At 32.6% G+C, this 23,729-nt stretch carries 19 protein-coding genes, 1 tRNA gene and 1 pseudogene; 17 read left to right on the plus strand and 4 right to left on the minus strand.

What is annotated here, in order from left to right; genetic code table 11:
- Window positions 1–90: 90 nt before the first annotated feature.
- From ACSVH2_RS00560 to ACSVH2_RS00610, 11 genes and pseudogenes are all read left to right on the plus strand, one after another.
- A complete protein-coding gene (locus ACSVH2_RS00560; protein ID WP_438091213.1) occupies window positions 91–1,113 on the plus strand; it encodes a LacI family DNA-binding transcriptional regulator in 1,023 nt (340 codons plus the stop codon).
- 188 nt (window positions 1,114–1,301) lie between these two features.
- Window positions 1,302–2,630 carry an MFS transporter gene (locus ACSVH2_RS00565; RefSeq protein WP_438091214.1) on the plus strand — a complete coding sequence of 443 codons (1,329 nt, stop codon included), beginning with the start codon at window positions 1,302–1,304 and terminating at the stop codon, window positions 2,628–2,630.
- 13 nt (window positions 2,631–2,643) lie between these two features.
- Complete coding sequence (gene pgmB, locus ACSVH2_RS00570; RefSeq protein ID WP_438091215.1) at window positions 2,644–3,300, plus strand: beta-phosphoglucomutase; 657 nt, start codon at window positions 2,644–2,646, stop codon at window positions 3,298–3,300.
- A gap of 77 nt (window positions 3,301–3,377) precedes the next feature.
- A complete protein-coding gene (locus tag ACSVH2_RS00575; protein WP_438091216.1) occupies window positions 3,378–5,681 on the plus strand; it encodes a glycoside hydrolase family 65 protein in 2,304 nt (767 codons plus the stop codon).
- A 69-nt stretch (window positions 5,682–5,750) separates the two neighbouring features.
- Window positions 5,751–6,130 (plus strand): annotated as a pseudogene (locus ACSVH2_RS00580) (GxxExxY protein).
- Entirely contained in the window at window positions 6,117–7,985 is a 1,869-nt protein-coding gene (locus tag ACSVH2_RS00585) for a glycoside hydrolase family 13 protein (RefSeq protein WP_438091217.1), read from the plus strand. The pseudogene ACSVH2_RS00580 and the gene ACSVH2_RS00585 overlap by 14 nt, the downstream one beginning before the upstream one ends.
- Window positions 7,986–7,989: 4 nt before the next feature.
- A complete protein-coding gene (locus ACSVH2_RS00590) occupies window positions 7,990–10,365 on the plus strand; it encodes a TIM-barrel domain-containing protein (protein WP_438091218.1) in 2,376 nt (791 codons plus the stop codon).
- Window positions 10,355–12,016, plus strand: coding sequence for an alpha-amylase family glycosyl hydrolase (locus tag ACSVH2_RS00595; RefSeq protein ID WP_438091219.1), 1,662 nt, complete (start codon window positions 10,355–10,357; stop codon window positions 12,014–12,016). Before ACSVH2_RS00590 ends, ACSVH2_RS00595 begins: the two co-directional genes overlap by 11 nt.
- Window positions 12,017–12,053: 37 nt before the next feature.
- Window positions 12,054–12,920: a cupin-like domain-containing protein gene (locus ACSVH2_RS00600; RefSeq protein ID WP_438091220.1), complete on the plus strand. Its 867-nt coding sequence runs from the start codon at window positions 12,054–12,056 to the stop codon at window positions 12,918–12,920.
- On the plus strand, window positions 12,917–13,564 hold the full coding sequence (locus ACSVH2_RS00605; protein ID WP_438091221.1) for a glycerophosphodiester phosphodiesterase: 648 nt from the start codon (window positions 12,917–12,919) through the stop codon (window positions 13,562–13,564). Before ACSVH2_RS00600 ends, ACSVH2_RS00605 begins: the two co-directional genes overlap by 4 nt.
- Entirely contained in the window at window positions 13,561–14,775 is a 1,215-nt protein-coding gene (locus ACSVH2_RS00610; protein ID WP_438091222.1) for an NAD(P)/FAD-dependent oxidoreductase, read from the plus strand. The genes ACSVH2_RS00605 and ACSVH2_RS00610 overlap by 4 nt, the downstream gene beginning before the upstream one ends.
- Here ACSVH2_RS00610 and ACSVH2_RS00615 read toward each other — a convergent pair whose 3' ends face one another.
- Window positions 14,776–15,252 (minus strand): TspO/MBR family protein, encoded by a 477-nt coding sequence (locus tag ACSVH2_RS00615; RefSeq protein ID WP_438091223.1) that lies wholly within the window; start codon window positions 15,250–15,252, stop codon window positions 14,776–14,778.
- Between the two features lie 89 nt (window positions 15,253–15,341).
- Between ACSVH2_RS00615 and ACSVH2_RS00620 the strand changes: the two genes are divergently transcribed.
- The 6 genes from ACSVH2_RS00620 to ACSVH2_RS00645 all read left to right on the plus strand — a co-directional run bounded on the left by ACSVH2_RS00620 (window position 15,342) and on the right by ACSVH2_RS00645 (window position 21,682).
- Window positions 15,342–16,448 carry a diphosphomevalonate/mevalonate 3,5-bisphosphate decarboxylase family protein gene (locus ACSVH2_RS00620; RefSeq protein WP_438091224.1) on the plus strand — a complete coding sequence of 369 codons (1,107 nt, stop codon included), beginning with the start codon at window positions 15,342–15,344 and terminating at the stop codon, window positions 16,446–16,448.
- Entirely contained in the window at window positions 16,445–17,383 is a 939-nt protein-coding gene (locus tag ACSVH2_RS00625) for a mevalonate kinase family protein (protein ID WP_438091225.1), read from the plus strand. The genes ACSVH2_RS00620 and ACSVH2_RS00625 overlap by 4 nt, the downstream gene beginning before the upstream one ends.
- A gap of 9 nt (window positions 17,384–17,392) precedes the next feature.
- A complete protein-coding gene (locus ACSVH2_RS00630) occupies window positions 17,393–18,322 on the plus strand; it encodes a geranylgeranylglycerol-phosphate geranylgeranyltransferase (protein WP_438091226.1) in 930 nt (309 codons plus the stop codon).
- Window positions 18,323–18,484: 162 nt separating this feature from the next.
- Window positions 18,485–19,417, plus strand: coding sequence for a pseudouridine synthase (locus ACSVH2_RS00635; RefSeq protein ID WP_438091227.1), 933 nt, complete (start codon window positions 18,485–18,487; stop codon window positions 19,415–19,417).
- A 70-nt stretch (window positions 19,418–19,487) separates the two neighbouring features.
- Window positions 19,488–19,850 carry a nuclear transport factor 2 family protein gene (locus ACSVH2_RS00640; RefSeq protein WP_438091228.1) on the plus strand — a complete coding sequence of 121 codons (363 nt, stop codon included), beginning with the start codon at window positions 19,488–19,490 and terminating at the stop codon, window positions 19,848–19,850.
- Between the two features lie 65 nt (window positions 19,851–19,915).
- Complete coding sequence (locus ACSVH2_RS00645) at window positions 19,916–21,682, plus strand: DUF885 domain-containing protein (RefSeq protein WP_438091229.1); 1,767 nt, start codon at window positions 19,916–19,918, stop codon at window positions 21,680–21,682.
- A 34-nt stretch (window positions 21,683–21,716) separates the two neighbouring features.
- On the opposite strand, the gene ACSVH2_RS00650 is transcribed toward ACSVH2_RS00645, so the two are convergent.
- From ACSVH2_RS00650 to ACSVH2_RS00660, 3 genes are all read right to left on the minus strand, one after another.
- On the minus strand, window positions 21,717–22,463 hold the full coding sequence (locus ACSVH2_RS00650) for a hypothetical protein (protein ID WP_438091230.1): 747 nt from the start codon (window positions 22,461–22,463) through the stop codon (window positions 21,717–21,719).
- 147 nt (window positions 22,464–22,610) lie between these two features.
- Window positions 22,611–23,363: a hypothetical protein gene (locus tag ACSVH2_RS00655; RefSeq protein ID WP_438091231.1), complete on the minus strand. Its 753-nt coding sequence runs from the start codon at window positions 23,361–23,363 to the stop codon at window positions 22,611–22,613.
- A gap of 245 nt (window positions 23,364–23,608) precedes the next feature.
- Window positions 23,609–23,690, minus strand: a tRNA-Leu gene (locus ACSVH2_RS00660).
- Between the last annotated feature and the right edge of the window lie 39 nt (window positions 23,691–23,729).

Genomic DNA, 23,729 nt, shown 5'->3' on the forward strand with positions numbered 1-23,729 from the left:
TTGGTTATTTCATTATTTTAGGTATAAAACTAAGAAAATAAAAAATAAAATATATCTTTATTCAGAAATCCGTATTTACAAATAACCACAATGAAAAGAAAAGTTACTCTAAAAGAAATTGCAAAAGAACTAGACGTTTCAATTTCAACTGTCTCAAAATCTTTAAAAAACAGTTTAGAAATTAGCGAAGATACTCGTCAAAAAGTACAAGCATTTGCCAAACTTTATAACTACAAACCAAACAACATTGCGTTGAGTTTAAAAAACAGGAAAACAAAAACAATTTGTATTATCATTCCTGAAATTATTCATCATTTTTTTGCAACTGTAATCAGTGGTGTCGAAAATGTAGCCAATGAAAATGGATATAATGTTATCGTTTGTTTATCAGACGAATCGTTTGACAAAGAAGTTATCAATATGGAAATGTTGGCCAATGGAAGCATTGATGGTTTCATCTTATCATTGTCCAAAGAAACTCAGCAAAAAAAAGATTTTCACCATATTGTGGAAGTCATAAATCAAGGAATGCCAGTTGTTATGTTTGATAGAGTTACCAATGATATTTTATGCGACAAAGTGATTATTGACGATACTTTAGCCGCTTTCAATGCAACCCAATTTCTAATTAACAAAGGATTTAAAAAAATAGCCTTAATAACTACTGTCGATTATGTAAGTGTTGGTAAACTTCGTACTGAAGGATACATAAAAGCATTAAAAAACAATGACATTAGAGTGGATGAAAATATTATTTTAAAAATTGAAGATACTGAACATTTCGAATCCTCTATTGAAAATTTAATTTTAAACAACGAATTAGATGCCATTTTTGCGGTCAACGAAATATTTGCCGTTACTGCTATAAAAATAGCGCATAAATACGGCGTTGAAGTTCCTGAAAACCTATCTATTATTGGCTTTACTGACGGAATTATCTCAAAATACTCCACGCCAAGCATTACTACTGTGGGTCAAAACGGTTTTAAAATGGGTGGCAAAGCGGCAAAAATGCTCATCGAAAGACTAGAAAACGAGCAAGAAGAAGAGGAAGAACAATACACAACTGAGGTTATCGAAACGGAACTTGTAGAAAGAGAGTCAACCAAATAGAACTTTTTTTATCAACAAAAAACGTTTTCGTTACCTGTTCTCTGATTTTTTTTAATTGGAAACCGTCACAATTTAAATTCTTTATTATATTTACATCAATTATCAAAGCTTGTACTTTTACTTCGAAAACAAAAATAAAGTTTTGATAAGCACAGCGCTTATCGTAATGTTTTTAAAAATTTACGATAATGAAAAAACCCAAATTAAGTTTTTGGCAAATCTGGAATCTTAGTTTCGGATTTCTTGGTGTACAAATTGGTTATTCACTACAAAATGGTAACACTAGTAGAATTCTCGAAGCCTATGGTGCCGATGTTCATAGTATTGGCCTTTTTTGGTTAGCAGCACCTCTTGCAGGTTTAATTGTTCAACCCATTATAGGTCTTTCTAGTGATAAAACTTGGACTAGATTAGGTCGTCGCATTCCATTTATCTTTTTTGGTGCAATAGTTTCAGCTTTGGCTATGTTTTTTATGCCCAACGCAGGAAGCTTTACCCATTTAATTCCGCCTCTTGTTTTTGGTGCTTCTGCGTTATTATTAATGGACACTTCCTTTAATGTAACCATGCAACCTTTTAGAGCTTTAGTAGGCGACATGGTGAATGACGAACAAAAAAACTTGGGCTATTCGCTTCAAAGCGCTTTGATAAATTTTGGTGCCGTTTTCGGTTCTCTGCTACCTTATATTTTAACGAAATTAAATGTAGCTAATGTTCCAGCCGAAGGCGAAAAAGTGGCTGACTCTGTAGTTTGGTCGTTTTACATTGGCGGTGCAATACTTTTATTAAGTGTGTTGTGGACCGTTTTCAGAACTAAAGAGTATGCTCCAAAAGAACATGCCGAGTACAATAAAATAGATCTCAATGCTCCAGAAGTTAAAGAAAAAACAAATTTCTTTGAATTAATTGTAGCTGCTCCAAAAATATTTTGGCAATTGGGTGTTGTTCAATTCTTTTCTTGGTTTGCCTTATTTTTAATGTGGGTTTACACCACTAGAGCCATTGCAAACCAAGTTTGGGGTGCAGAAGCGCTTGATGCCACATCACTTGGATTTAATGAAGCAGGAAATTGGACTGGAGTAATGTTTGGATTTTATAGTGCCATTGCCGCTGTTTTTGCATTGATGATTCCTTCTATTGCAAAAGCAATTGGCAGAAAAAAAACCTATAGCTTTTCATTATTCTTAGGAGGATTAGGGCTTATTTCTATGTACTTTATTCATGACAAAACCATTCTTTTATTCTCGATGATTGGTGTTGGAATTGCTTGGGCTTCAATTTTAGCATTGCCTTATGCCATGTTGTCCAGCTCACTTCCTGCCAATAAGATGGGAGTTTACATGGGATTATTTAATGCGACCATTACAATTCCTCAAATAGTTTCGGGAATTTTAGGAAGTATCATTGCGAGTTACAATTTTCCACCAATTGTTATTACAACAATTGCAGGTATTTCACTGGTATTAGCAGGTTTAGCTGTTTTCTCTGTAAAAGAAAAAGCATCCGATTTAGTATAAAATAATTATTTTAATGACACAAAAAAAAGCATTCATATTCGATCTTGATGGCGTTATCGTTGACACTGCCAAATATCACTTTTTGGCTTGGCAAAAAATAGCTAATCAATTAGGAATAGAATTTACTCCGGAACACAACGAACAATTAAAAGGAGTTAGTAGAGTACGTTCTCTTGACATAATTTTAGAATTGGGTAATATAAAAGCTACTCAAGAAGATAAAGACAAATGGCTTATTCAAAAAAACGAAGATTACCTTTCTTATCTCGTTGACATGGATCAAAGCGAAATTCTTCCTGGAGTAATGCCTATTTTAGAATATATTAAGGGAAAAGAACAACTTATTGCCTTAGGTTCAGCCAGTAAAAATGCAAAACCTATTTTAGAGAAAACAGGAATAGTAAACCTTTTTGATGCTGTTGTAGATGGAAATGATGTTTCTAATGCAAAACCTGATCCCGAAGTTTTTTTAAGAGCTGCAAAAATGTTACATACTTCCAACGAAAATTCAATTGTTTTTGAAGACTCTGTTGCAGGAATTCAAGCTGCTAATACTGCTAATATGATTAGTGTTGGAATTGGTGACAAAAAAATTCTATACGAAGCTAAATACATTTTTAAAGATTTTACCTTTATGGATGTTTCTTTTATAGAAACACTTTTACATTAATTTATGTTTCAAGTTCCAAAATTAAATTTAGATTAATTTGAAACTTGAAACCTGAAACTTTTTTAAACAAGAACATAATGAACCAAGATTATATACAACCAAATAATTGGTCGATTATCGAAGAAGGATTTGATGCAGATAAAGTAAAATCCTCCGAAAGTTTATTTAGTATTGGCAATGGTGCCATGGGACAACGTGCCAATTTTGAAGAGTTTTACTCTGGAGACACTTTCCAAGGAAGCTATATTGCCGGAATATATTATCCCGATAAAACAAAAGTGGGTTGGTGGAAAAATGGATATCCTGAGTATTTTGCTAAAGTTTTAAATGCGCCCAATTGGATTGGCATCAATATTGAAATTAATGGTGAAAACTTAGATTTGGCAACATGCAAATCGGTATCCAACTTTCGTCGTGAATTGAACATGAAAGAAGGTATTTATTATCGTTCCTTCAATGCTACACTCCAAAATGGAACAGAAATTGACGTTAAAGTTTGTCGTTTTCTTTCTTTAGATTTAGATGAAGTTGGTGCTATCCATTATGAAATAACACCTACAAATGCTGATGCCAAAATAATTTTTAAACCCTATCTTGACGCTGGAGTTCACAACGAAGATGCAAATTGGGAAGAAAAATTTTGGGAACCTATAAGTGTAGAACATAATGCTAACCAAGCTTTTGTTACGGCAAGAACTTTTAAAACGCATTTTGAAGCCACTACTTTTATGCAAAACACAATTTTGCTTAATGGAATTGTGCAAAACAGTAACCCTATAATTTCTGAAAAAACGGTAGACAAAATAGTCTTTTCTTATGAGGTTTCTACAGCAAAAGGACAAACAGCTTCCATCCAAAAATTTGGTGGTTATACGGTTTCATTAAACCATGTGAATACAGTTGCAGCTGCAAAAAACACAATCGAAATAGCTCTGGTTGTAGGTTATAATCAATTAGTGGAAGATCAAAAAACAGCATGGGGAAAGATTTGGGAAATGAGCGACATTACTATTGATGGCGATGTAAAAGCACAACAAGGAATTCGTTTTAATATTTTCCAATTAAATCAAACTTATTTAGGTAAAGACTCTCGTTTAAATATTGGCCCAAAAGGATTTACAGGTGAAAAATATGGCGGTTCAACCTATTGGGATACTGAAGCGTATTGTATTCCGTTTTACATGGCAACCAAAGATCAACAAGTTGCCCGAAACTTATTGGCCTATCGCTATAATCAATTGGGTAAAGCTATAGAAAATGCTGAAAAATTAGGATTTAAAAACGGTGCTGCCTTGTATCCAATGGTTACTATGAATGGCGAAGAATGTCATAACGAGTGGGAAATTACTTTTGAAGAAATTCACAGAAATGGTGCTATCGCTTTTGCCATTTTTAATTACTACCGATTCACTGGTGATTATAGTTATATTCCTGAAAAAGGATTGGAAGTTTTAATAGGAATTGCACGTTTTTGGCATCAGAGAGCGACTTTTTCTACCAATAAAAATCAATATGTAATTCTTGGTGTAACCGGTCCGAATGAATATGAAAACAATGTAAATAATAATTTTTATACTAATTATATTGCCAAATGGTGTATCGATTACACTGTTGAACAAATTGAAAAAGTTGAAAAAGAATATAATTCCGACTATACGAGAATATTAAACAAGGTGAAACTGTCTCAAGCTGAAATTTCTGAAATGAAAAAAGTGGCAGATAACATGTATTTTCCCTTTTCGGAAGAACATGGTGTTTACCTGCAACAAGATGGTTTCCTTGATAAAGAACTGATTACTGTTGCCAATCTTGATAAATCGCAACGTCCAATAAATCAAAAATGGTCTTGGGATAGAATTCTTCGTTCTCCTTATATTAAACAAGCGGATACTTTACAAGGATTCTATTTCTTTGAAGATCATTTTACCAAAGAACAATTAGAAAAACATTTCAATTTTTACGAACCATTTACAGTTCATGAAAGTTCGCTTTCACCATGTGTTCACTCTATTCAAGCTGCCGTTTTGAATAAAATGGATATGGCATATACTTTTTATTTAAGAACTTCCCGACTTGATTTAGATGATTACAATAAAGAAGTAGAAGAAGGTTTACACATTACTTCTATGGCAGGAACTTGGATGAGTATTGTAGAAGGTTTTGGAGGAATGCGAGTAAAAAATAACACTTTACATTTTGAACCAAGAATTCCAAAAGAATGGAATGGCTATTCTTTTAAAATTAATTTTAGAAACCAAATTTTAAAAGTTTCTGTTCATAAAAATGATACGAGTTTCTCTATAGAAGGACAAACTGCCATTTCAGTTGTTGTTAACGGAAAGGAAATTTTGGTTGAACCAAATAGTTTGGTTACAGTTTAATTTCTCGCAAAGACACAAAGTCGCAAAGTAAAACCTCTGCGACTTTGTTTTTAATATACTTTATAAGTTATGACAGAAAATGAACTTTCTAAAATAATAGTTGATGTAAGCTACAAAATACATACAAGGCTTGGACCAGGATTATTAGAGAGTGTTTATGAAGCTATTTTATTTTACGAATTAACTAAAAAAGGATTAAAAATTGAAAGACAAAACCAATTCCTATAATTTGGGATGGTATAAACTTAGATATTGGATTTCGTTCTGATTTAATAGTTGAAGATAAAGTTATTATCGAAATAAAATCAGTAGAACAAATCTCAAATGTTCATTTAAAACAATTATTAACCTATATTAAAATAACTGATTTGAGATTGGGTTTATTAATAAATTTTAATGAAGCATTAATTAAAAACGGAATAAAACGAGTAGCTAATGGACTTTACTGAAAAATATTTGCGCCTTTGCGCCTTTGCGAGATTAACTAAAATAATTTTCTTTTTATTTTCCTTTTCAACTTTTGCCCAAATAGACAAAGTTGAACCGCCATTTTGGTATGCTGAAATGAACCTTACTGATGTTCAAATAATGTTCTACGGAAAAAATATAGGTCAAAATGAAGTTACCGTTTCAAATGGAATAATCATAAAAGACATTCAAAAAACTGAAAATCCAAATTACATTTTTGTAACGATCGATACCAAAAATATTTTGGCTCAAGATTTTGTTTTTACCTTCAAAAATGGAAAAAAATCATTTACTAAAAACTATTCTCTGAAACCTAGAAAAGAAAATTCACGCTTTCGCGAAAGTTATTCTAGTAAAGATGTGATGTATTTATTGATGCCAGATCGTTTTGCTAATGGAAATCCAAACAATGATAGTTCCACAGAAACCACTGAAAAAGCCAATCGTAATTTGCCTGGTGGAAGACATGGCGGCGATATTGAAGGAATTATTAAAAACATTCCCTATTTAAATGAGCTTGGTGTAACTGCTGTTTGGAGCACACCACTTTGTGAAGACAATGATGAAAATTATTCTTATCATGGTTATGGTCAATCCGATGTTTATAAAATTGATCCAAGATATGGAACCAATGAAGATTATCTAAAATTGAGCCAAGAATTACACAAAAAAGGCATGAAAAATATCATGGACTATGTTACTAATCATTGGGGTTGGCAACATTGGATGTATAAAGATTTACCTACTAAAGATTGGGTGCATCAATTCCCAGAATTTACTAATTCAAATTATAGAATGACCACTCAATTTGATACTAATGCTTCTAAACGTGATGCTGAATTATGTATGGACGGTTGGTTTGTAAAATCAATGCCTGATTTAAATCAATCCAATCCTTTGGTTTTAAATTATCTCATTCAAAATGCTATATGGTGGATTGAATATGCCGATTTAGACGGCTTTCGTGTAGACACTTATTCCTATAATGATAAAGAAGGAATCTCAAAATGGACAAAAGCCATCACCGATGAATATCCTTATTTCAACATTGTAGGCGAAGTTTGGATGCACGACCAAGCACAAATGGCCTATTGGCAAAAAGACAGTAAAATAGGTGCGATACAAAGTTTTAACTCCTATTTACCTAGCGTAATGGACTTTACGTTGCACGATGCTTTTGGAACTGTTTTTAACGAAGATAAAGCGGCTTGGGATAAAGGAATAGTAAAAGTTTATGAAAACTTTACCAACGATTTTCTGTACCCAAATCCAAATAATTTATTGACTTTTATAGAAAATCACGACACGCAACGTTTCAACCATTTGTATCCCGATTTTAAAAAATATCAAATAGCAATGACTATAATTGCTACCATTCGTGGAATTCCACAGGTTTATTATGGTTCCGAAATTGGAATGGCGGGCAATAAAGACAAAGGCGATGCCGATATTCGTCTAGATTTTCCAGGCGGATGGAATGGTGATAAAAACAATGCATTCAGCCAATCTGGAAGAACAGAAACACAAAACCAATACTTTGATTTTACATCCAAATTATTGAATTGGAGAAAAAACAAAGCGGTAATTCATTCAGGGAAAACAACGCATTATGTCCCAGAAAATAACGTTTACGTTTATTTCAGACACAGCGATAACGAAAGCGTAATGATTATTGTTAACAATAGTAACGAAAGACAGACTTTCAAAACCAATAGATTTCAGGAAAATACTAACCAATATAAAACAGGAAAAGACATTTTTACCAATGCTTCTTTAGATTTAAAAAAGGATATTTCTATTGATGGAAAATCAGTTTTAGTATTAGAGTTAAAATAACAAAATGAAAAAAATAATTATCTTTTTACTTGTCAGTTCCATTGCTTTTGCACAAAATGCAAACAGGAAATACCTTTCTCATTCTTGGAAGAATAATGTTTTAGAAATTAAAACTTCCGATGGTTTTTATTTGATAAAACCATATTCAGATAAAATCATTGAAACTTCTTTTATCCCAAATGGAGAAACTTTCAGTCCTAATTCCCATGCCGTTATAAAAACTCCAGAGAAAAGAAAAGGAGAATTCAAAAAAGCAGAAAATTCGTTGCTACTCAATACAAAAGATATTACCGTTGTTATCAATAAATCTCCTTTCAAAATAACCTATTCTACCAAAGGAAAAGTACTATTATCAGAAAAAAATGGTTTCATAAAAAAAGACAGCACCGAAATATTACAATTCAATTTGGATAATTCTGAAATACTTTATGGTGGTGGCGCAAGAGCTTTAGGAATGAACCGTCGTGGCAATCGTTTGAAATTATACAATCGTGCCCATTATGGTTATGAAACCAAAGCCGAACTAATGAATTTTTGTATTCCGATAGTGATGTCTTCCAAATTGTATGCGATTCATTTTGATAATGCGGCAATTGGCTATTTGGATTTAGACAGTAAAAAAGACAACACGCTTGCCTACGAAACCATATCTGGCAGAAAAACTTATCAAGTAATTATTGGTGATACATGGAATGAATTGATTTCAAATTATACTGACTTAACAGGAAAACAACCTTTGCCTGCGCGTTGGACTTTTGGAAATTTCTCAAGCCGTTTTGGATATCATTCACAAGAAGAAGTCGAAAATACTATTCGTAAATTTGAAGAAAGTCAAATACCTGTTGATGCTATTATCTTGGATTTATATTGGTTTGGTAAAACCATAAAAGGCACCATGGGGAATCTCGATTGGGACAAAGATAACTTCCCAAATCCAGATAAAATGATAGCCGATTTAAATGCAAAAGGTGTCAAAACGATTTTAATAACCGAACCTTTTATACTTACAAGTTCATCCAAATGGCAAGAAGCTGTTGACAAAAAAGTATTAGTTACGGATAAATCAGGAAAACCTGCTACTTGGGATTTTTATTTCGGAAATACAAGTGTGGTAGATATTTTTAAACCCGAAGGAAAAGTTTGGTTTTGGGATATTTACAAACGATTAATCCATAAAAGTGTTGGCGGAATGTGGGGCGATTTAGGCGAGCCAGAAGTTTTCCCTTCAAAAGTAATTACTGCTGGCGGAAAAGCGGATGAAGTGCATAATGTTTATGGACATAATTGGGCAAAATTGGTGGCTGATGGATATAAAAAAGATTTTCCAAATCAAAGACCTTTTATATTAATGCGCTCTGGATATTCGGGTTCACAACGTTTTGGAATGATTCCTTGGAGTGGCGATGTGAGCAGAAGTTGGGGCGGATTGCAATCGCAAATGGAAATTGCTATGCAAATGGGTATGCAAGGAATGGCATACATGCATTCCGATTTAGGTGGATTTGCAGGAGATTATTTTGATAATGAATTATACTTGCGTTGGCTACAATATGGTGTTTTTAACCCTATTTTCCGTCCGCATGCGCAAGAAGATGTAGCTTCGGAAGTAGCATATAAAGATATTGTCACCAAAGAAAAAGCCAAAAAACAAGTTGAACTTCGATACCAAATGTTGCCTTATAATTACACTTTAGCTTTCGAGAATAATCAAAAAGGAACGCCTTTGATGCGACCTTTATTTTTTGAAGAACCAAGCAATGAAAAATTATTAAATGAAAAAGAGAGTTACCTTTGGGGAAATGATTTTTTAATTAAACCAATAACCAAAGCAGGTGTAACTTCAACCGAAGTGTATTTCCCAAAAAGCAGCAATTGGTTTGATTTTTATACTAACGAAAAACATTTTGCAGGAACAACCTCAACAGTTGCTGTAGAAGAAAATCACATTCCAGTTTTTGTTCGCGGAGGAAGTTTTATTCCCATGATAAAAACCATTCAAAACACATTAAAATATTCGTTAAACAATTTTGACTTGCATTTCTATTTTGATGAAACGGTTTTGAGTTCAAATGGAAAAGTTTATAATGATGATGGTACAACTCCAAATAATTTTGAAAAAGGAGCGTTTGAAATTTTAAACTTCAATAGCAATATTAAAAACAATGTTTTAACGTTAAAATTAAATGCTAAAATCGGAAAAAACTACCAAGCAAGCGATAAAACGGTTACCTTTTACATTCACAAAATCAAAGCCAAAAGAATTTTTATAAACGGACAGGAAATGATTTATAAAACTTTTCAAGAACCACTTCAAATTTCAATTGATTGGAAAAAAGGAACTACACAAGAACTTAAAATAGAATATCAAAATGAAAAATAGAATTCTTTTAACAACATTATTTTTAACTTTACTTTGTTCAAGCTGTTCCACTAATAAAATGAAAGAGACACCAAAAAATGCTAAAACTCCTTTTGTTTGGGAAGGTGCGAACTTATACTTTTTGATGACCGATCGATTTAAAGATGGTAATGAAACCAAACAAACCTATTTAAACCGAACTAAAACTCCAGCTAAACTGCGTGGTTTTGAAGGTGGAAATATCAAAGGCATCATTTCAAAAATTGATGATGGTTATTTTGAAAAACTCGGTGTAAATGTTATTTGGCTTACTCCAATTGTAGAACAAATTCATGATGGAGTGGATGAAGGAACTGGATTAACCTATGGTTTTCATGGCTATTGGACAAAAGATTGGACAGCATTGGATCCCAATTTTGGAACAAAAGAAGACTTAGCTAATTTAGTAACCAAAGCACACGCAAAAGGCATTCGAATTATGCTCGATGGTGTTATCAATCATACTGGTCCAGTTACCGATATTGATCCTGTTTGGCCAAATGACTGGGTAAGAACTGGTCCGCAATGTGATTATAAAAACTACGAAAATACTACTGCTTGTACTTTAGTAAAAAACCTTCCCGATATTATTACAGAAAGTAATGAAAATGTTGCATTGCCAACATTTCTAACAGAAAAATGGAAAAAAGAAGGTCGTTACGATAAAGAAATGGCTTCGCTAGAAGAATTTTTCAAAAGAACAGGTTATCCAAGAGCACCCAAATATTATATCATCAAATGGTTGACTGATTATATTGTTGAATTTGGAATTGATGGTTATAGAGCTGATACAGTAAAACATATTGATGAAGATGTTTGGGGCGATTTTAAAACTCAATGTGACTCTGCTTTTGCTACATGGAAAAAAAATAATCCTTCAAAAGTTCTAGACGACAATCCTTTTTATACCATTGCGGAAGTTTATAATTATGGCATTAGCACTGGTCAAGATTTTAATTTTCCTGATAAAAAGGTAAATTATTTTGAAAATGGTTTTAACAACATGATTAATTTTGAATTCAAATGGGATGCTCAAAAAGACTATGAAACCATTTTTTCAAATTATTCGAAAAAGCTCCACAATGAACTCAAAGGATTTAGTGTTTTAAATTACATCTCATCACACGATGATGGTTCTCCTTTTGACGGAAAACGAAAAAAAGGAATTGAAGCCGGAACAAAATTATTACTTGCTCCAGGAATTTCTCAAATTTATTATGGAGATGAAAGTGATCGTTCACTTGTTATTGATGGCACAAATGGCGATGCCACGCTACGTTCCAACATGAATTGGGAAGACATAAAGTCAAATCCAAAAACACAAGAAACATTATTACATTGGCAAAAATTAGGACAGTTTAGACACAATCATCCTGCTATAGGTGCTGGAATTCACAAAGAAATTAGTGCTGTTCCTTATGTTTTTTCACGTAAATTTGCCAAAAATAATTACAGAGACGAAGTAGTGATAGGTTTAGATTTACCAAAAGGAAAAAAAGAAATAAATGTAGGTACAATTTTTGCCAATGGAAGTCAAGTCAAAGATGCTTATTCTGGAAAAACAGCAATTGTTGAAAATGATAAAGTAATTATTGATACAAATTATAGCATTTTGTTACTTGAAAGAAATTAATGCTTTTAGAAAAAACGAAAAATCACATACATAAATTATGTCTTTTGAATATATAGAAATTGAGCGCGTTGAAAAACTGACCAAAGAGGAATTTATAAAAAATTATTATAAACCTCAAAAACCTGTTGTTATTACTAATCAAATAGAGGATTGGCCTGCTTTTACGAAATGGAATTTTGATTTTCTTAGAGAAGTTGCTGGCGATAAAACCGTTCCGTTATATGATAGTAGAAAAACCGACTATACTAAAAAAGTAAATGAACCCGATTTTACGATGACAATGTCTGAGTACATTGACATACTTGAAAAAGGTCCAACAGATTTGCGTATTTTTTTATACAATCTATTGAAAGATGTTCCGGCCATGAAAGCGGATATGAAATGGCCCGATTTAGGCCCGAGATTATTAAAAAGTTTGCCATTAGTGTTTTTTGGAGGTGAAGGCGCAAAAGTTTTTATACATTATGATATTGATTTCCCTAATCTTTTTCACTTTCATTTTCAAGGCGAAAAACAATGTATTTTAATTGACCCAAAAGAAACCAAATACATGTATCGTCTTCCCTATTCTTGGTTATGCCATGAAGATATAGACTTTGAAAATCCTGATTTTGAAAAATTCCCTGCTTTAAAACATGTTAAACCTTATATTACCAACTTAAAGCATGGTGAAATGCTATATATGCCTGAAGGTTGGTGGCATTACATGAAATATCTAACACCCGGTTTTTCATTGACTTTACGTTCGTTAGCTGGCAGACCAAGTAATTTAATGAAAGGATTTGCAAATGTTGCTATCATTCGGTATTATGATAATTGGATGCGAAAAAGAAAAGGCCAAGCGTGGTTGGATTATAAAGATGAAGAAGCTATTCGCCGTACAAATGCCTTATTAAATAAATGATAAAAATTGGACACCGAGGAGCAAAAGGATATGTAGCCGAAAATACTTTGGCTTCTTTCGAAAAAGCTTTACAACTCAGTGTCGACATGATTGAACTAGACGTTTTTTTAAGTAAAGACAATATTCCAGTAGTCATTCACGATAAGACAATAGATAGAACAACTTCTGGCTTTGGTCTGGTTTCCAGTTTTTCTGCAAGTGAACTTCAATTATTTGGCATTCCCACGCTACAAGATGTATTTCAGTTGGTCAATAATCAGTGTGAAATTAATGTTGAAATCAAAGAGTTTGAAGCTGTAAAAAGCGTTTTAGATTTAATAGATTCAAATATTTTTTCAAAAGTCAAAATCTTGATTTCTAGTTTCGATTGGAATGCTTTGCAGGAAATTCGGTTTCATGATGATGAAATTCGGATTGGTGTTTTAACCGAAACTGATTTAGAACTCGCCATAGCTTTCGCAAAATTCATTCAAGCCTATTCCATTCATCCCTATTATCATTTATTGACCTCTGAAAATTGTCAAAAAATGAAAAACAATCATTTTAAAATTTTCACATGGACCGTTAATGAGCTTGAAGACATTATCTTTGTGAAATCGTTTAACGTTGACGGGATAATTACTGATTTTCCAGATAGGATATGAACTCAAACTTTGATATTATAATCGTTGGTGGCGGTGCGGCAGGTTTTTTTACGGCAATAAATATTGTAGAGAAAAATCCAAAACTGAAAGTAGCTATTCTAGAACGTGGACAAAATGTTTTAGAAAAAGTTAGAATTTCTGGTGGCGGAAGATGTAATGTGACTCATGCTTGTTTTGTGCCCAATGATTTAGTGAAGTTTTATCCTCGTGGCGAAAAAGAATTGCGCGGTCCATTTCATCAATTTTGTTCTGGCGATACTATTGAATGGTTTGAGAAACATGGTGTGGAATTGAAAATAGAAGAAGACGGCAGAATGTTTCCAACGACCGATAGTTCCCAAACAATAATTGACTGCTTTTTGACTGCTGTTAAAAAATTGAAAATAGAAGTTTTGACAGGACAAAGTGTGCAATCCCTTTTTAAAGCATCAGCCTATTGGAAAGTGGAAACTAATCATGAAACGTACTCGTGTCAAAAACTAATTATGACTACAGGTAGCAATCCTAAAATTTGGGAAATACTTCAAAATATAGGGCATACTATTGTTTCGCCTGTTCCTTCCCTATTTACTTTTAACATTAAAGATACTCGAATTAAGGATTTGATGGGACTTTCGGCTTTCGCCAAAGTGAAAGTAAAAGGCACAAAACTAGAAGCCGTTGGACCTCTATTAATTACCCATTGGGGAATGAGTGGACCAGGAATTTTGAGACTTTCGGCTTGGGGTGCACGGGAACTTTTTGAGAAAAATTACCAATTTATTTTGGAAGTTAATTGGTTAAACGATGTCACTTTTGAAGAAGCCATTGACACCTTAAAAGAACTCAAACAAGAACATGCTAAGAAAGCCGTGAGTAAAAAATCGCCATTTGAATTTCCAAATCGCTTGTGGGAAAGTTTGGTTTTAGCTGCGGGAATTTCGGAGGATGTGAAGTGGGCAGATTTGACTAAAAAACAACTGAGCGATTTGAGCAACCAACTCACCAATGGACAATTTCAAGTGAATGGTAAAAGTACTTTTAAAGAAGAATTTGTAACGGCAGGTGGCATTGATTTAAAGGAAATCAACTTTAAGACGATGGAAAGTAAGTTACATCAAAATCTTTTCTTTGCTGGCGAAATTGTAAATATTGATGCTATTACAGGTGGTTTTAATTTTCAGAATGCTTGGACGAGTGGATTTATTGTGGCCCAATCTCTTACTTCTTAACTATCTATTCAACCACCAAATACTTCCATTTAAAACTGTAGCAAAACTTACCCAAGCCAAATAAGGAAGTAATAACATTCCGGCCACTTTATCAATTTTCTTAAACTGATTATAAGTTTCAAAAATCAATAGCCAAAGCAAAATAATTTCGATTAAAGCCAATAATGGATTGTGCAAACCAAAGAATAGATAAGACCAAAGTGCATTTAAAGCTAACTGGAAAACAAAAATTTTAAATGCCTTTTTTACATTTTCCTCATCCGTATCGATACGATTCCAAATCATTCCTCCAGCAACACCCATCATGATATATAATATGGTCCAAACTGGTCCAAAAATCCAATTAGGTGGATTAAAAACTGGTTTTATCAATGTTGGATACCATGTGGTAATACTGTCTCGAGTAACCATTCCCGATAAATACCCAATGACTACACAGGTAAAAACAACGACGGCTATCCTTAAAATCTTTTGCATTTTTATAATGTTTAAATATTATTCAAATATACTAAACAAACTATCAATCTTTTTATAAAAAAAGTATCTTTGCTTAAAATTTCAAACTTATGATTTCCGAAAAGGATTTTGTCTTCACCAATTTTTCTAACACCATAGACAATGAAAATTTTGAATGGAGTGCACCAAGTAATATTGCTTTAGTAAAATATTGGGGCAAAAAGAAAAATCAAATTCCTGCAAATCCTTCGATTAGTTTTACATTGAATAACTGTAAAACGATTACCAAACTTTCCTTTACCAAAAAAAACAGCACTATTACAATTGGCGCCACAAAGGAGAAATTTTCATTTGATTTGCTATTTGAAGGTAAACCAAAAGAAGATTTCAAGCCCAAAATTCAAAAGTTTTTTGAGCGAATAGAAAAATACTGTCCCTATCTTACAGAATTTCATTTCACTATTGATACTGAAAACACTTTTCCGCATAGTTCTGGAATTGCTTCTTCTGCATCAGGAATGGCGGCGTTGGCCATGAATATTATGAGTTTAGAAAAACTACTAAATCCAGAAATGACTGAAGAATTCTTTTTTCAAAAAGCATCATTCCTAGCACGATTAGGTTCTGGAAGTGCGTGTAGAAGTGTTAAGGGAAGTGTTGTGGTTTGGGGAAAACATGCAGAAATTAACGGAAGTTCAGACTTATTTGGAGTTGAATTCCCTTTACAACTCCATGATAATTTTAAAAATTATCAAGACACCATACTATTAGTTGACAAAGGCGAAAAACAAGTTTCGAGTACTATTGGTCATGATTTAATGCACAATCATCCATTTGCAACACAACGATTTGCGCAAGCACACGAAAACTTATCCAAAATAAAATCTGTTTTAGAAACTGGTAATCTGGAAGAGTTTATAACGATTGTTGAAAGTGAAGCGCTGACTTTGCATGCTATGATGATGACATCACTTCCGTATTTTATACTAATGAAACCAAATACATTGGAAATCATCAATAGAATATGGAAATTCAGAAGCGAAACGAAAATTCCTGTTTGCTTTACATTGGATGCAGGAGCAAACGTACATGTTTTGTATCCCGAAAACGTTAGAGAAACAGTATTGCAATTTATTAAGGACGAATTAGTTGGCTATTGTCAAAATGGTAACTATATTTGTGACACTATTGGAACAGGAGCAATTAAAAATCTATGAAAGGACCATTATTTTACTCAAAAATTCTTCTCTTTGGAGAATACGGAATTATCAAAGATTCTAAAGGTTTATCAATTCCCTACAATTTTTACAACGGCGCTTTGAAAGTGAATGAAAATCCTTCTTCAGCCGCCATCGAATCCAATGCAAGTCTGAAACGATTTGTTACTTATTTAGAAAAATTACAAAACGACCAACCCGAATTAGTAACTTTCAATATGGAAGTTTTAAAAACTGATGTGGAACGTGGTATGTACTTTGACTCGAGTATTCCTCAAGGTTATGGTGTTGGTAGTAGCGGCGCTTTGGTTGCTGCTATTTATGATAAATACGCCAATGATAAAATCACAGTTTTAGAAAATTTAACTCGTGAAAAACTATTGCAATTAAAAACTATTTTTTCTCAAATGGAATCTTTTTTCCACGGAAAAAGTTCGGGTCTTGACCCATTAAATAGTTATTTGAGCATTCCAATCCTTATCAATTCAAAAGATAATATTGAAGCAACCGGAATTCCATCTCAAAGTGCCACTGGAAAAGGTGCTGTGTTTTTATTAGACTCAGGTATTGTGGGTGAAACTGCACCAATGGTAAACATTTTTATGGAAAAACTTAAAGAAGAAGGTTTCCGAAACATGCTAAAATCGCAGTTTATAAAATATACTGATGCTTGTGTGGAAAGTTTTTTAGGTGGCGACATGAAATCCTTATTTGTCAATACTAAACAATTATCTAAAGTGGTTTTGAATAATTTCAAACCTATGATTCCCGAGCAATTTCATGGAATTTGGCAACATGGAATTGATACCAACGATTACTACTTAAAACTTTGCGGTTCTGGTGGTGGCGGTTATATTCTAGGTTTCACTGAAGATTTAGAGAAAGCAAAAAAATCCTTGAAAGACTATGAATTAGAAGTGGTTTACCAATTTTAATTTCCTAAAATGGCAAGCCGAAAAACCAAACTGTTACTACTGAAAATCTTCAGTATGTTTTCAGTTATTCGTGGGTACAATATTCCTATAATTGCACTGGCTCAGTATCTTTCTGCTATTTTTATTTTGGCTCCCGAGAAAAGAGCGCTTGATGTACTGTTAGATTTCAATCTTTTTATTATTGTCATTGCCTCCAGTTTAACTATTGCATCCGGCTATATCATCAATAATTTTTACGATAGCAAAAAAGACCTTATTAATCGTCCTAACAAATCACAATTGGACCGATTGGTGCGACAACAAACGAAGCTTCAAGTCTATTTTAGCATTAACTTTATTGTTTTTCTGTTAGCTTTTTTTGTCTCCTTTAGAGCCGTATTGTTTTTTTCGGTTTATATCTTTTTGATTTGGTTTTACTCTCATAAACTAAAGAAAATAGTGGTTGTTGGAAATTTGACCGCTTCGTTTCTAGCAGTTTTGCCTTTTTTTGCCATCTTATTGTATTACAAAAACTTGTATCCTCAAATTTTTGCTCATGCCACTTTCCTCTTTTTATTGCTTTTGATTAGAGAAATGATAAAAGATTTAGAAAATATAAAAGGAGATATTGCCAATAATTACCAAACCATTTCAGTGTTGTATGGCGAAAATATTTCAAAAAAAATAATCACTTTTCTAACGGTTTCTACAATTATCCCAATCTATTTTTTGGTTGAAATTTTTGAAGTAGGTTATATGGACATTTATTTCTACATTAGTTTGATTATTCTAATTTTCTTTTTACAAATGTTGTGGAAATCTAATTCCAAACTTGATTACTTAAAACTACACAATATCCTAAAATTTCTTGTCGTTTCGGGTGTATTTTGCATTGTACTTATTGACCCGAGTGTATTGCTACACGGAAAAAAAGTTATAGAAACTGTCATCATAAAATAAGTTTTAACGCTACAATCTTTAGCCAGATAGTCCCGATGTTTCGGGAGATATCTCCCGATTTTTATCGTGAATGTTTACGATAGCTGGAAATAGCTTCTAAAAAACGTATCTTTGCACATTCAGGGCCAAAATGGCTGAAATGACGAAGTAAATACAGAATTTATGAATAACAAGGAAGGCAACAATAAAAGAAGTAGTTCACGACCAAATAGTTCGCGACCAAGTTCTAATAAGCCAAAACCTGCTATGGCAAAAAGAGCACAAGGGCCAAAAAAAGTGAAACCAACTACAGAGTCTGCAACAGATAAAAAGAAATCTGCAACGCCTGGTCGTGTATCAAGAACACCAAAGGCAGCACAAAATAATGTTTCAAAACCATTAAAATCAGACGATATTCGTTTGAATAAATACATTTCAAACTCGGGTGTTTGTTCTCGTCGTGATGCTGATATCTACATCCAATCAGGAAATGTGAAAGTGAATAATGTGGTAATTACTGAAATGGGATACAAAGTGAAACCTGGTGATGTGGTAAATTTTGATGGTTCCGTTTTAACACCAGAGCGCAAAGAATACATCGTTTTGAACAAACCTAAAAACTTCACCACTTCAAATGAAGACGATGCTGATCATAGAAATGTGTTGGAATTAGTTCGTGGTGCCACCAAAGCAAACATCCAGCCTATTGGCAGAATGGATAAAAACACAACTGGTTTATTGTTGTTTACTAACGATACTGATATGGTTAGAAAATTCAGTTTACCTAATCAAAAATCTGCAAAAATCTATCAAGTTTCATTAGATAAAAATTTGAAATTTGAAGATTTAGAAAAAATTTCAAATGGTGTAACATTAGATGGACACAAGCTTTATGTAGATGAAATATCCTATGTTGAAGGTGAACCTAAGACTGAAATTGGCTTGAAATTAAGAACTCCAAACGTGAAAGTTGTTCGTTCAATATTTGAAAGTTTTAAATATGATGTTATAAAAATTGACCGCGTTGCTTTTGCTGGTTTAACCAAAAAGAATTTACCACGTGGTAATTGGCGTTTCTTAACCGAGCAAGAAATCATCAATTTGAAAAACGTATAAAAAACAATATATTTACAATCATTAAATCCTCAAGTTTGTTTGAACGCGAGGATTTTTTATTTAAAAAACTATGTCAACAGAAAAAAATTTATCAATTGCTCATCTTTGGTTTGAAGCGTTCAATGCTCATAATCTTGAAAAATTGTTGTCATTATACGATGATGAAGCAAAACATTTTAGTCCCAAATTAAAAATTCGTCATCCCGAAACTAATGGTTTAGTAATTGGGAAAGACGCTTTGCGTTCGTGGTGGCAAGATGCTTTTGATCGTTTGCCAACATTACATTATAAAGTAACCTCGTTAACATCCAATGCTGATAGGGTTTTTATGGAATACATTCGAACAGTAGCAAATGAAGATGAAATGCTCGTGGCCGAAGTATTAGAAATCAAAGAAGGAAAGATTATGGCATCGAGAGTATATCATGGATAATTATCAATTTATATTTAATAGTTCAAAAAATAGTATAGCTTTACAACTCTAAAACAAATTTATATATGAAAAAAGTAATCCCATTTTCAATGATGATTTTTTTATCATTGCTTTTCATTAACTGTAAATCAGAAAAAAAAGCACAAGATTTCAAAGCACTCACCGATTCTTATTTTGATGGTAAAAATGAATTAAGCCCATTGGAAGCTACGCTAAACGGTCAAGAAAAATACAACGACCAACTAGTTTTTGAGATGACTGACTCCTACCGAGAAAAGAGAAAAACCTTTTTTGAAAAATATATAACCGATTTAAAAAGTATTGATACCACACAACTTAGCGTTGAAGAAAAGATCAGTTATGACATCATAAAATGGGAATCTGAAATTGGGATTTCATTATTAGAGCAAAATACAAACTTAATGCCTATTCACCAGTTTGATGGAACACATTTAACGATGGGTCAGTTTGCAAGTGCTGAAAGTGCGCAACCTTTTAAAACAGAGAAAGACTATCAAAATTTCTTGAAAAGAATTGACTTATATGCAATTTGGATTGATTCAGCTATGGTGTATATGAAAAAAGGAATAAAAGAAAAAGTGGTTTTACCAAAAGCATTGACCATAAAAATTATTCCACAATTTGAAGAAATAATTACTCCAAAAGTAGAAGATAATTTGTTTTATTCTAGCTGTAAAAAATTCCCCGCTGATTTTACTGCGGAACGAAAAAATACATTTTCAAAACAATATGCAACAGCCATTGAAGAAAAACTCATTCCACAATTTCAGAAATTTATAAGCTTTATGAAGACCGAATATCTTCCTGCAAGCAGAACAACAAGTGGCATCGGAAGTATAAAAGGAGGAAATGATTTATATAAAATATATGTAAAACAACAAACTACAACCGGCAAAACTCCGGATGAAATTCACCAATTAGGATTGAAAGAAGTTGCTCGAATTAGAGCTGAGATGGAAAAGGTAAAAGACCAAGTAGGTTTTAAAGGATCTATAACTGAATTTTTTGATCATGTAAGAAATAAAAAAGAGTTAATGCCTTTTAAAAAACCAGAAGAAGTCCTAGCTAATTTTGAAAAAATTCACGAAATTATAAAACCTAATGTGGACAAGTTTTTTTCATTACAACCAAAAACTCCTTTCATTATAAAAAGAACGGAAGCATTTAGGGAAAAAACTGCTAGTGCAGAATATGTTCAAGGATCAGCAGACGGCACAAGACCAGGAACTTTCTACGTTCCTATTCCTGATGTTACACAATATAATTATTATGGTGATGAAGATTTGTTTTTGCATGAAGCTATTCCTGGTCATCATTTCCAAATTTCGTTGCAACAAGAAAATGCCGCTTTACCCAATTTTAGAAAATACAATTGGTTTGGCGCTTATGGTGAAGGTTGGGCATTATATACCGAAAGTTTAGGGAAAGATTTAGGATTATATACTGATCCTTATCAGTATTTTGGAATGTTGGGCAATGAAATTCATCGTGCTATTCGATTGGTTGTGGATACTGGAATACATTCAAAAGGTTGGACACGCGAACAGGCTATTAAATATTCATTAGAAAATGAAGCTGAAAGCGAGTCAAGTATTATTGCTGAAATTGAGCGTTACATGGCATGGCCAGGACAAGCATTATCATACAAAATTGGTCAGTTAAAAATAGTGGAGTTGCGTCAAAAAGCGCAAGACAAAATGGGAAACAAATTTGACATCAAAATTTTTCACCAAAAAGTTTTAGAATCAGGAGTTATGCCGTTGGCATTATTAGAAAAGAAAATTAATAACTGGATTGCGACCGGAAAATAAGTTAGAAATGCTTCTCCAACGAGAGGCATTTTTTTTAATCTGTAATACTCTTTTCTAAATTAGAGAAATCTATAGCATGCCCATGAACATCATAAAACGAATAATGGTATTTTAATTTCCCGTCAAGTTCTTCTATTTTTAAAAACATTTGGTAGAAACCCTGACTCCATTCAACAATAATGTGATATTGATAATTTCCAATACCAAAACTACCAGGTAAATTACTGGTGTAAAGCAATTTTTTTGATTTTAAATTCAGAACATTTACCTCAATATTTTGATAAGCACCTATTTCTTCGTTATCTACTTTTTTACCCAGATAGTCAACACTTACCTTTGCTTTCGATTTTTTATTCTTTTCTTTATTACTATTGTAATCATCTTTTATGGAAAAAATAACATCTTTTAAAGAGCTTTTACCAGCATTTAACAACGAAAATCGAATTTGATGATGATACATTAATCTATGGACTTTTTTATCACCTTCATCCATGGCAGTGTCTTCGCTTAAATCATTATTGACAATTTCAATAATTGGTAAATTTTGCCCTGTTGTTAAACCTATTGGTGCCGATTTTAATTTTCTGATATTTTGCTCGGCAACTTCAACCACTTTATCTCTTTCCACAATTTCGGCATGAAGTACTTCAATTTGTTTTATTGCTTCGTCTAATTCTTTTAACTTCGAAGCTGGCACAGCACTATTCTCATTTTTATAAAGAAGGTAAACTGATAATGCTAGTAATACAAATCCAAAAAACGCTAAAAACGCTATTATCATAAGGTTTCTCTTTCAGTAGAATAAATACTGTAATTAATTGATAGTGTTGTAAAAATATCGCAATTTTAAAAAGGTTTTACAGGTGATAACCATAATATTTAAACACATTATCAACCAAAAAATATCAGGTCATTATAAAAGGATACTTTATTTCAGTATGCCATTTTTTAATTTGTCGAAATCAATTGACTTTCCATTAATATCAAAATACTCATAAAAATAATTGAGCTTGCCATTAACTTTATTAATCTTGACCTGAAATTGATAAAATCCACATTTCCATTCTACAATTACATTAAAAATATAGCCATCTTCACCATAGGCTGTAGTCATTGTGCTGGCATAAACCAATCGTCGTGATTTTAAGTTTAAGGTATTAATATTAAAATTTTCAAATGTCCCAATTTCTAAATTATTAACAGCTACGCTTTCATCCTCTACATTACCGATAGTTCGGCTTTTCATTTCAATTTTTCTGGGATCATTGTAAATATCTTTAACAGAAACAATTACATCTTTCAGCGAATTCTTCCCAACGTTGAATATGTAAAATCGAAATTGATAAGTCAATAACTTACCTGATTTTTTACTTTTTCTATTATTATTGGATAAATCTAAATCTGTGATTTCAATTAACGGAACATTGTTGCCTAACATCGCAGCAAACTGATCAGACTTGGGAAAAACAGTACTTAACGCTTTTGTTGGTGAGGCTTTTTTTTCAACTAATTCATTACTTAGCTTTTCGATTTTCTTTTTAGCTTTTTCTAGTTCTTTTTTAGTTTCTGTAACTTCTTCACGTGTTGAATTAATTCCTTGGTACAAGAAAAAGATTGATAATACTATTAAAAAGTAACCTAATAATGATAATATTAATATCCCAAGTGACTTGTTTTTCATTAAAATGATTTTTAAGTAGATTGCAACAAATCAAAAGTAGTATAATGTAAATTAAATCTACAATATAAACGATAAACAGCAATTTTTACTAGATAAAAAACTTAAGTGGAAGTTTCTCTATAAAATAATGGATAAAATAAAAATAAAAACTAACTCAAATAGGTTTTCTACAAGTGAAATAGAATAGTTTTTGGAAGAGCATAAAAGGTAATAAAAAAGCCCTAACTTTCGTTAGAGCTATTCTGTGCGGGTAATAGGACTCGAACCTACACGCCTTGCGGCACCAGATCCTAAGTCTGGCATGTCTACCAATTTCACCATACCCGCAAAAATTGTGATTGCAAATATAATCATAACTTCAAACTT

It is taken from the genome of Flavobacterium sp. RSB2_4_14 (assembly GCF_051547085.1).
Classification (GTDB): Bacteria; Bacteroidota; Bacteroidia; order Flavobacteriales; family Flavobacteriaceae; genus Flavobacterium.

Coding starts and splice junctions, on each gene's coding strand:
- ACSVH2_RS00560 (WP_438091213.1), top strand. CDS start 91: ATGAAAAGAAAAGTTACTCTAAAAGAAATTGCAAAAGAACTAGACGTT.
- ACSVH2_RS00565 (WP_438091214.1), top strand. CDS start 1,302: ATGAAAAAACCCAAATTAAGTTTTTGGCAAATCTGGAATCTTAGTTTC.
- pgmB (WP_438091215.1), top strand. CDS start 2,644: ATGACACAAAAAAAAGCATTCATATTCGATCTTGATGGCGTTATCGTT.
- ACSVH2_RS00575 (WP_438091216.1), top strand. CDS start 3,378: ATGAACCAAGATTATATACAACCAAATAATTGGTCGATTATCGAAGAA.
- ACSVH2_RS00585 (WP_438091217.1), top strand. CDS start 6,117: ATGGACTTTACTGAAAAATATTTGCGCCTTTGCGCCTTTGCGAGATTA.
- ACSVH2_RS00590 (WP_438091218.1), top strand. CDS start 7,990: ATGAAAAAAATAATTATCTTTTTACTTGTCAGTTCCATTGCTTTTGCA.
- ACSVH2_RS00595 (WP_438091219.1), top strand. CDS start 10,355: ATGAAAAATAGAATTCTTTTAACAACATTATTTTTAACTTTACTTTGT.
- ACSVH2_RS00600 (WP_438091220.1), top strand. CDS start 12,054: ATGTCTTTTGAATATATAGAAATTGAGCGCGTTGAAAAACTGACCAAA.
- ACSVH2_RS00605 (WP_438091221.1), top strand. CDS start 12,917: ATGATAAAAATTGGACACCGAGGAGCAAAAGGATATGTAGCCGAAAAT.
- ACSVH2_RS00610 (WP_438091222.1), top strand. CDS start 13,561: ATGAACTCAAACTTTGATATTATAATCGTTGGTGGCGGTGCGGCAGGT.
- ACSVH2_RS00615 (WP_438091223.1), bottom strand. CDS start 15,252: ATGCAAAAGATTTTAAGGATAGCCGTCGTTGTTTTTACCTGTGTAGTC.
- ACSVH2_RS00620 (WP_438091224.1), top strand. CDS start 15,342: ATGATTTCCGAAAAGGATTTTGTCTTCACCAATTTTTCTAACACCATA.
- ACSVH2_RS00625 (WP_438091225.1), top strand. CDS start 16,445: ATGAAAGGACCATTATTTTACTCAAAAATTCTTCTCTTTGGAGAATAC.
- ACSVH2_RS00630 (WP_438091226.1), top strand. CDS start 17,393: ATGGCAAGCCGAAAAACCAAACTGTTACTACTGAAAATCTTCAGTATG.
- ACSVH2_RS00635 (WP_438091227.1), top strand. CDS start 18,485: ATGAATAACAAGGAAGGCAACAATAAAAGAAGTAGTTCACGACCAAAT.
- ACSVH2_RS00640 (WP_438091228.1), top strand. CDS start 19,488: ATGTCAACAGAAAAAAATTTATCAATTGCTCATCTTTGGTTTGAAGCG.
- ACSVH2_RS00645 (WP_438091229.1), top strand. CDS start 19,916: ATGAAAAAAGTAATCCCATTTTCAATGATGATTTTTTTATCATTGCTT.
- ACSVH2_RS00650 (WP_438091230.1), bottom strand. CDS start 22,463: ATGATAATAGCGTTTTTAGCGTTTTTTGGATTTGTATTACTAGCATTA.
- ACSVH2_RS00655 (WP_438091231.1), bottom strand. CDS start 23,363: ATGAAAAACAAGTCACTTGGGATATTAATATTATCATTATTAGGTTAC.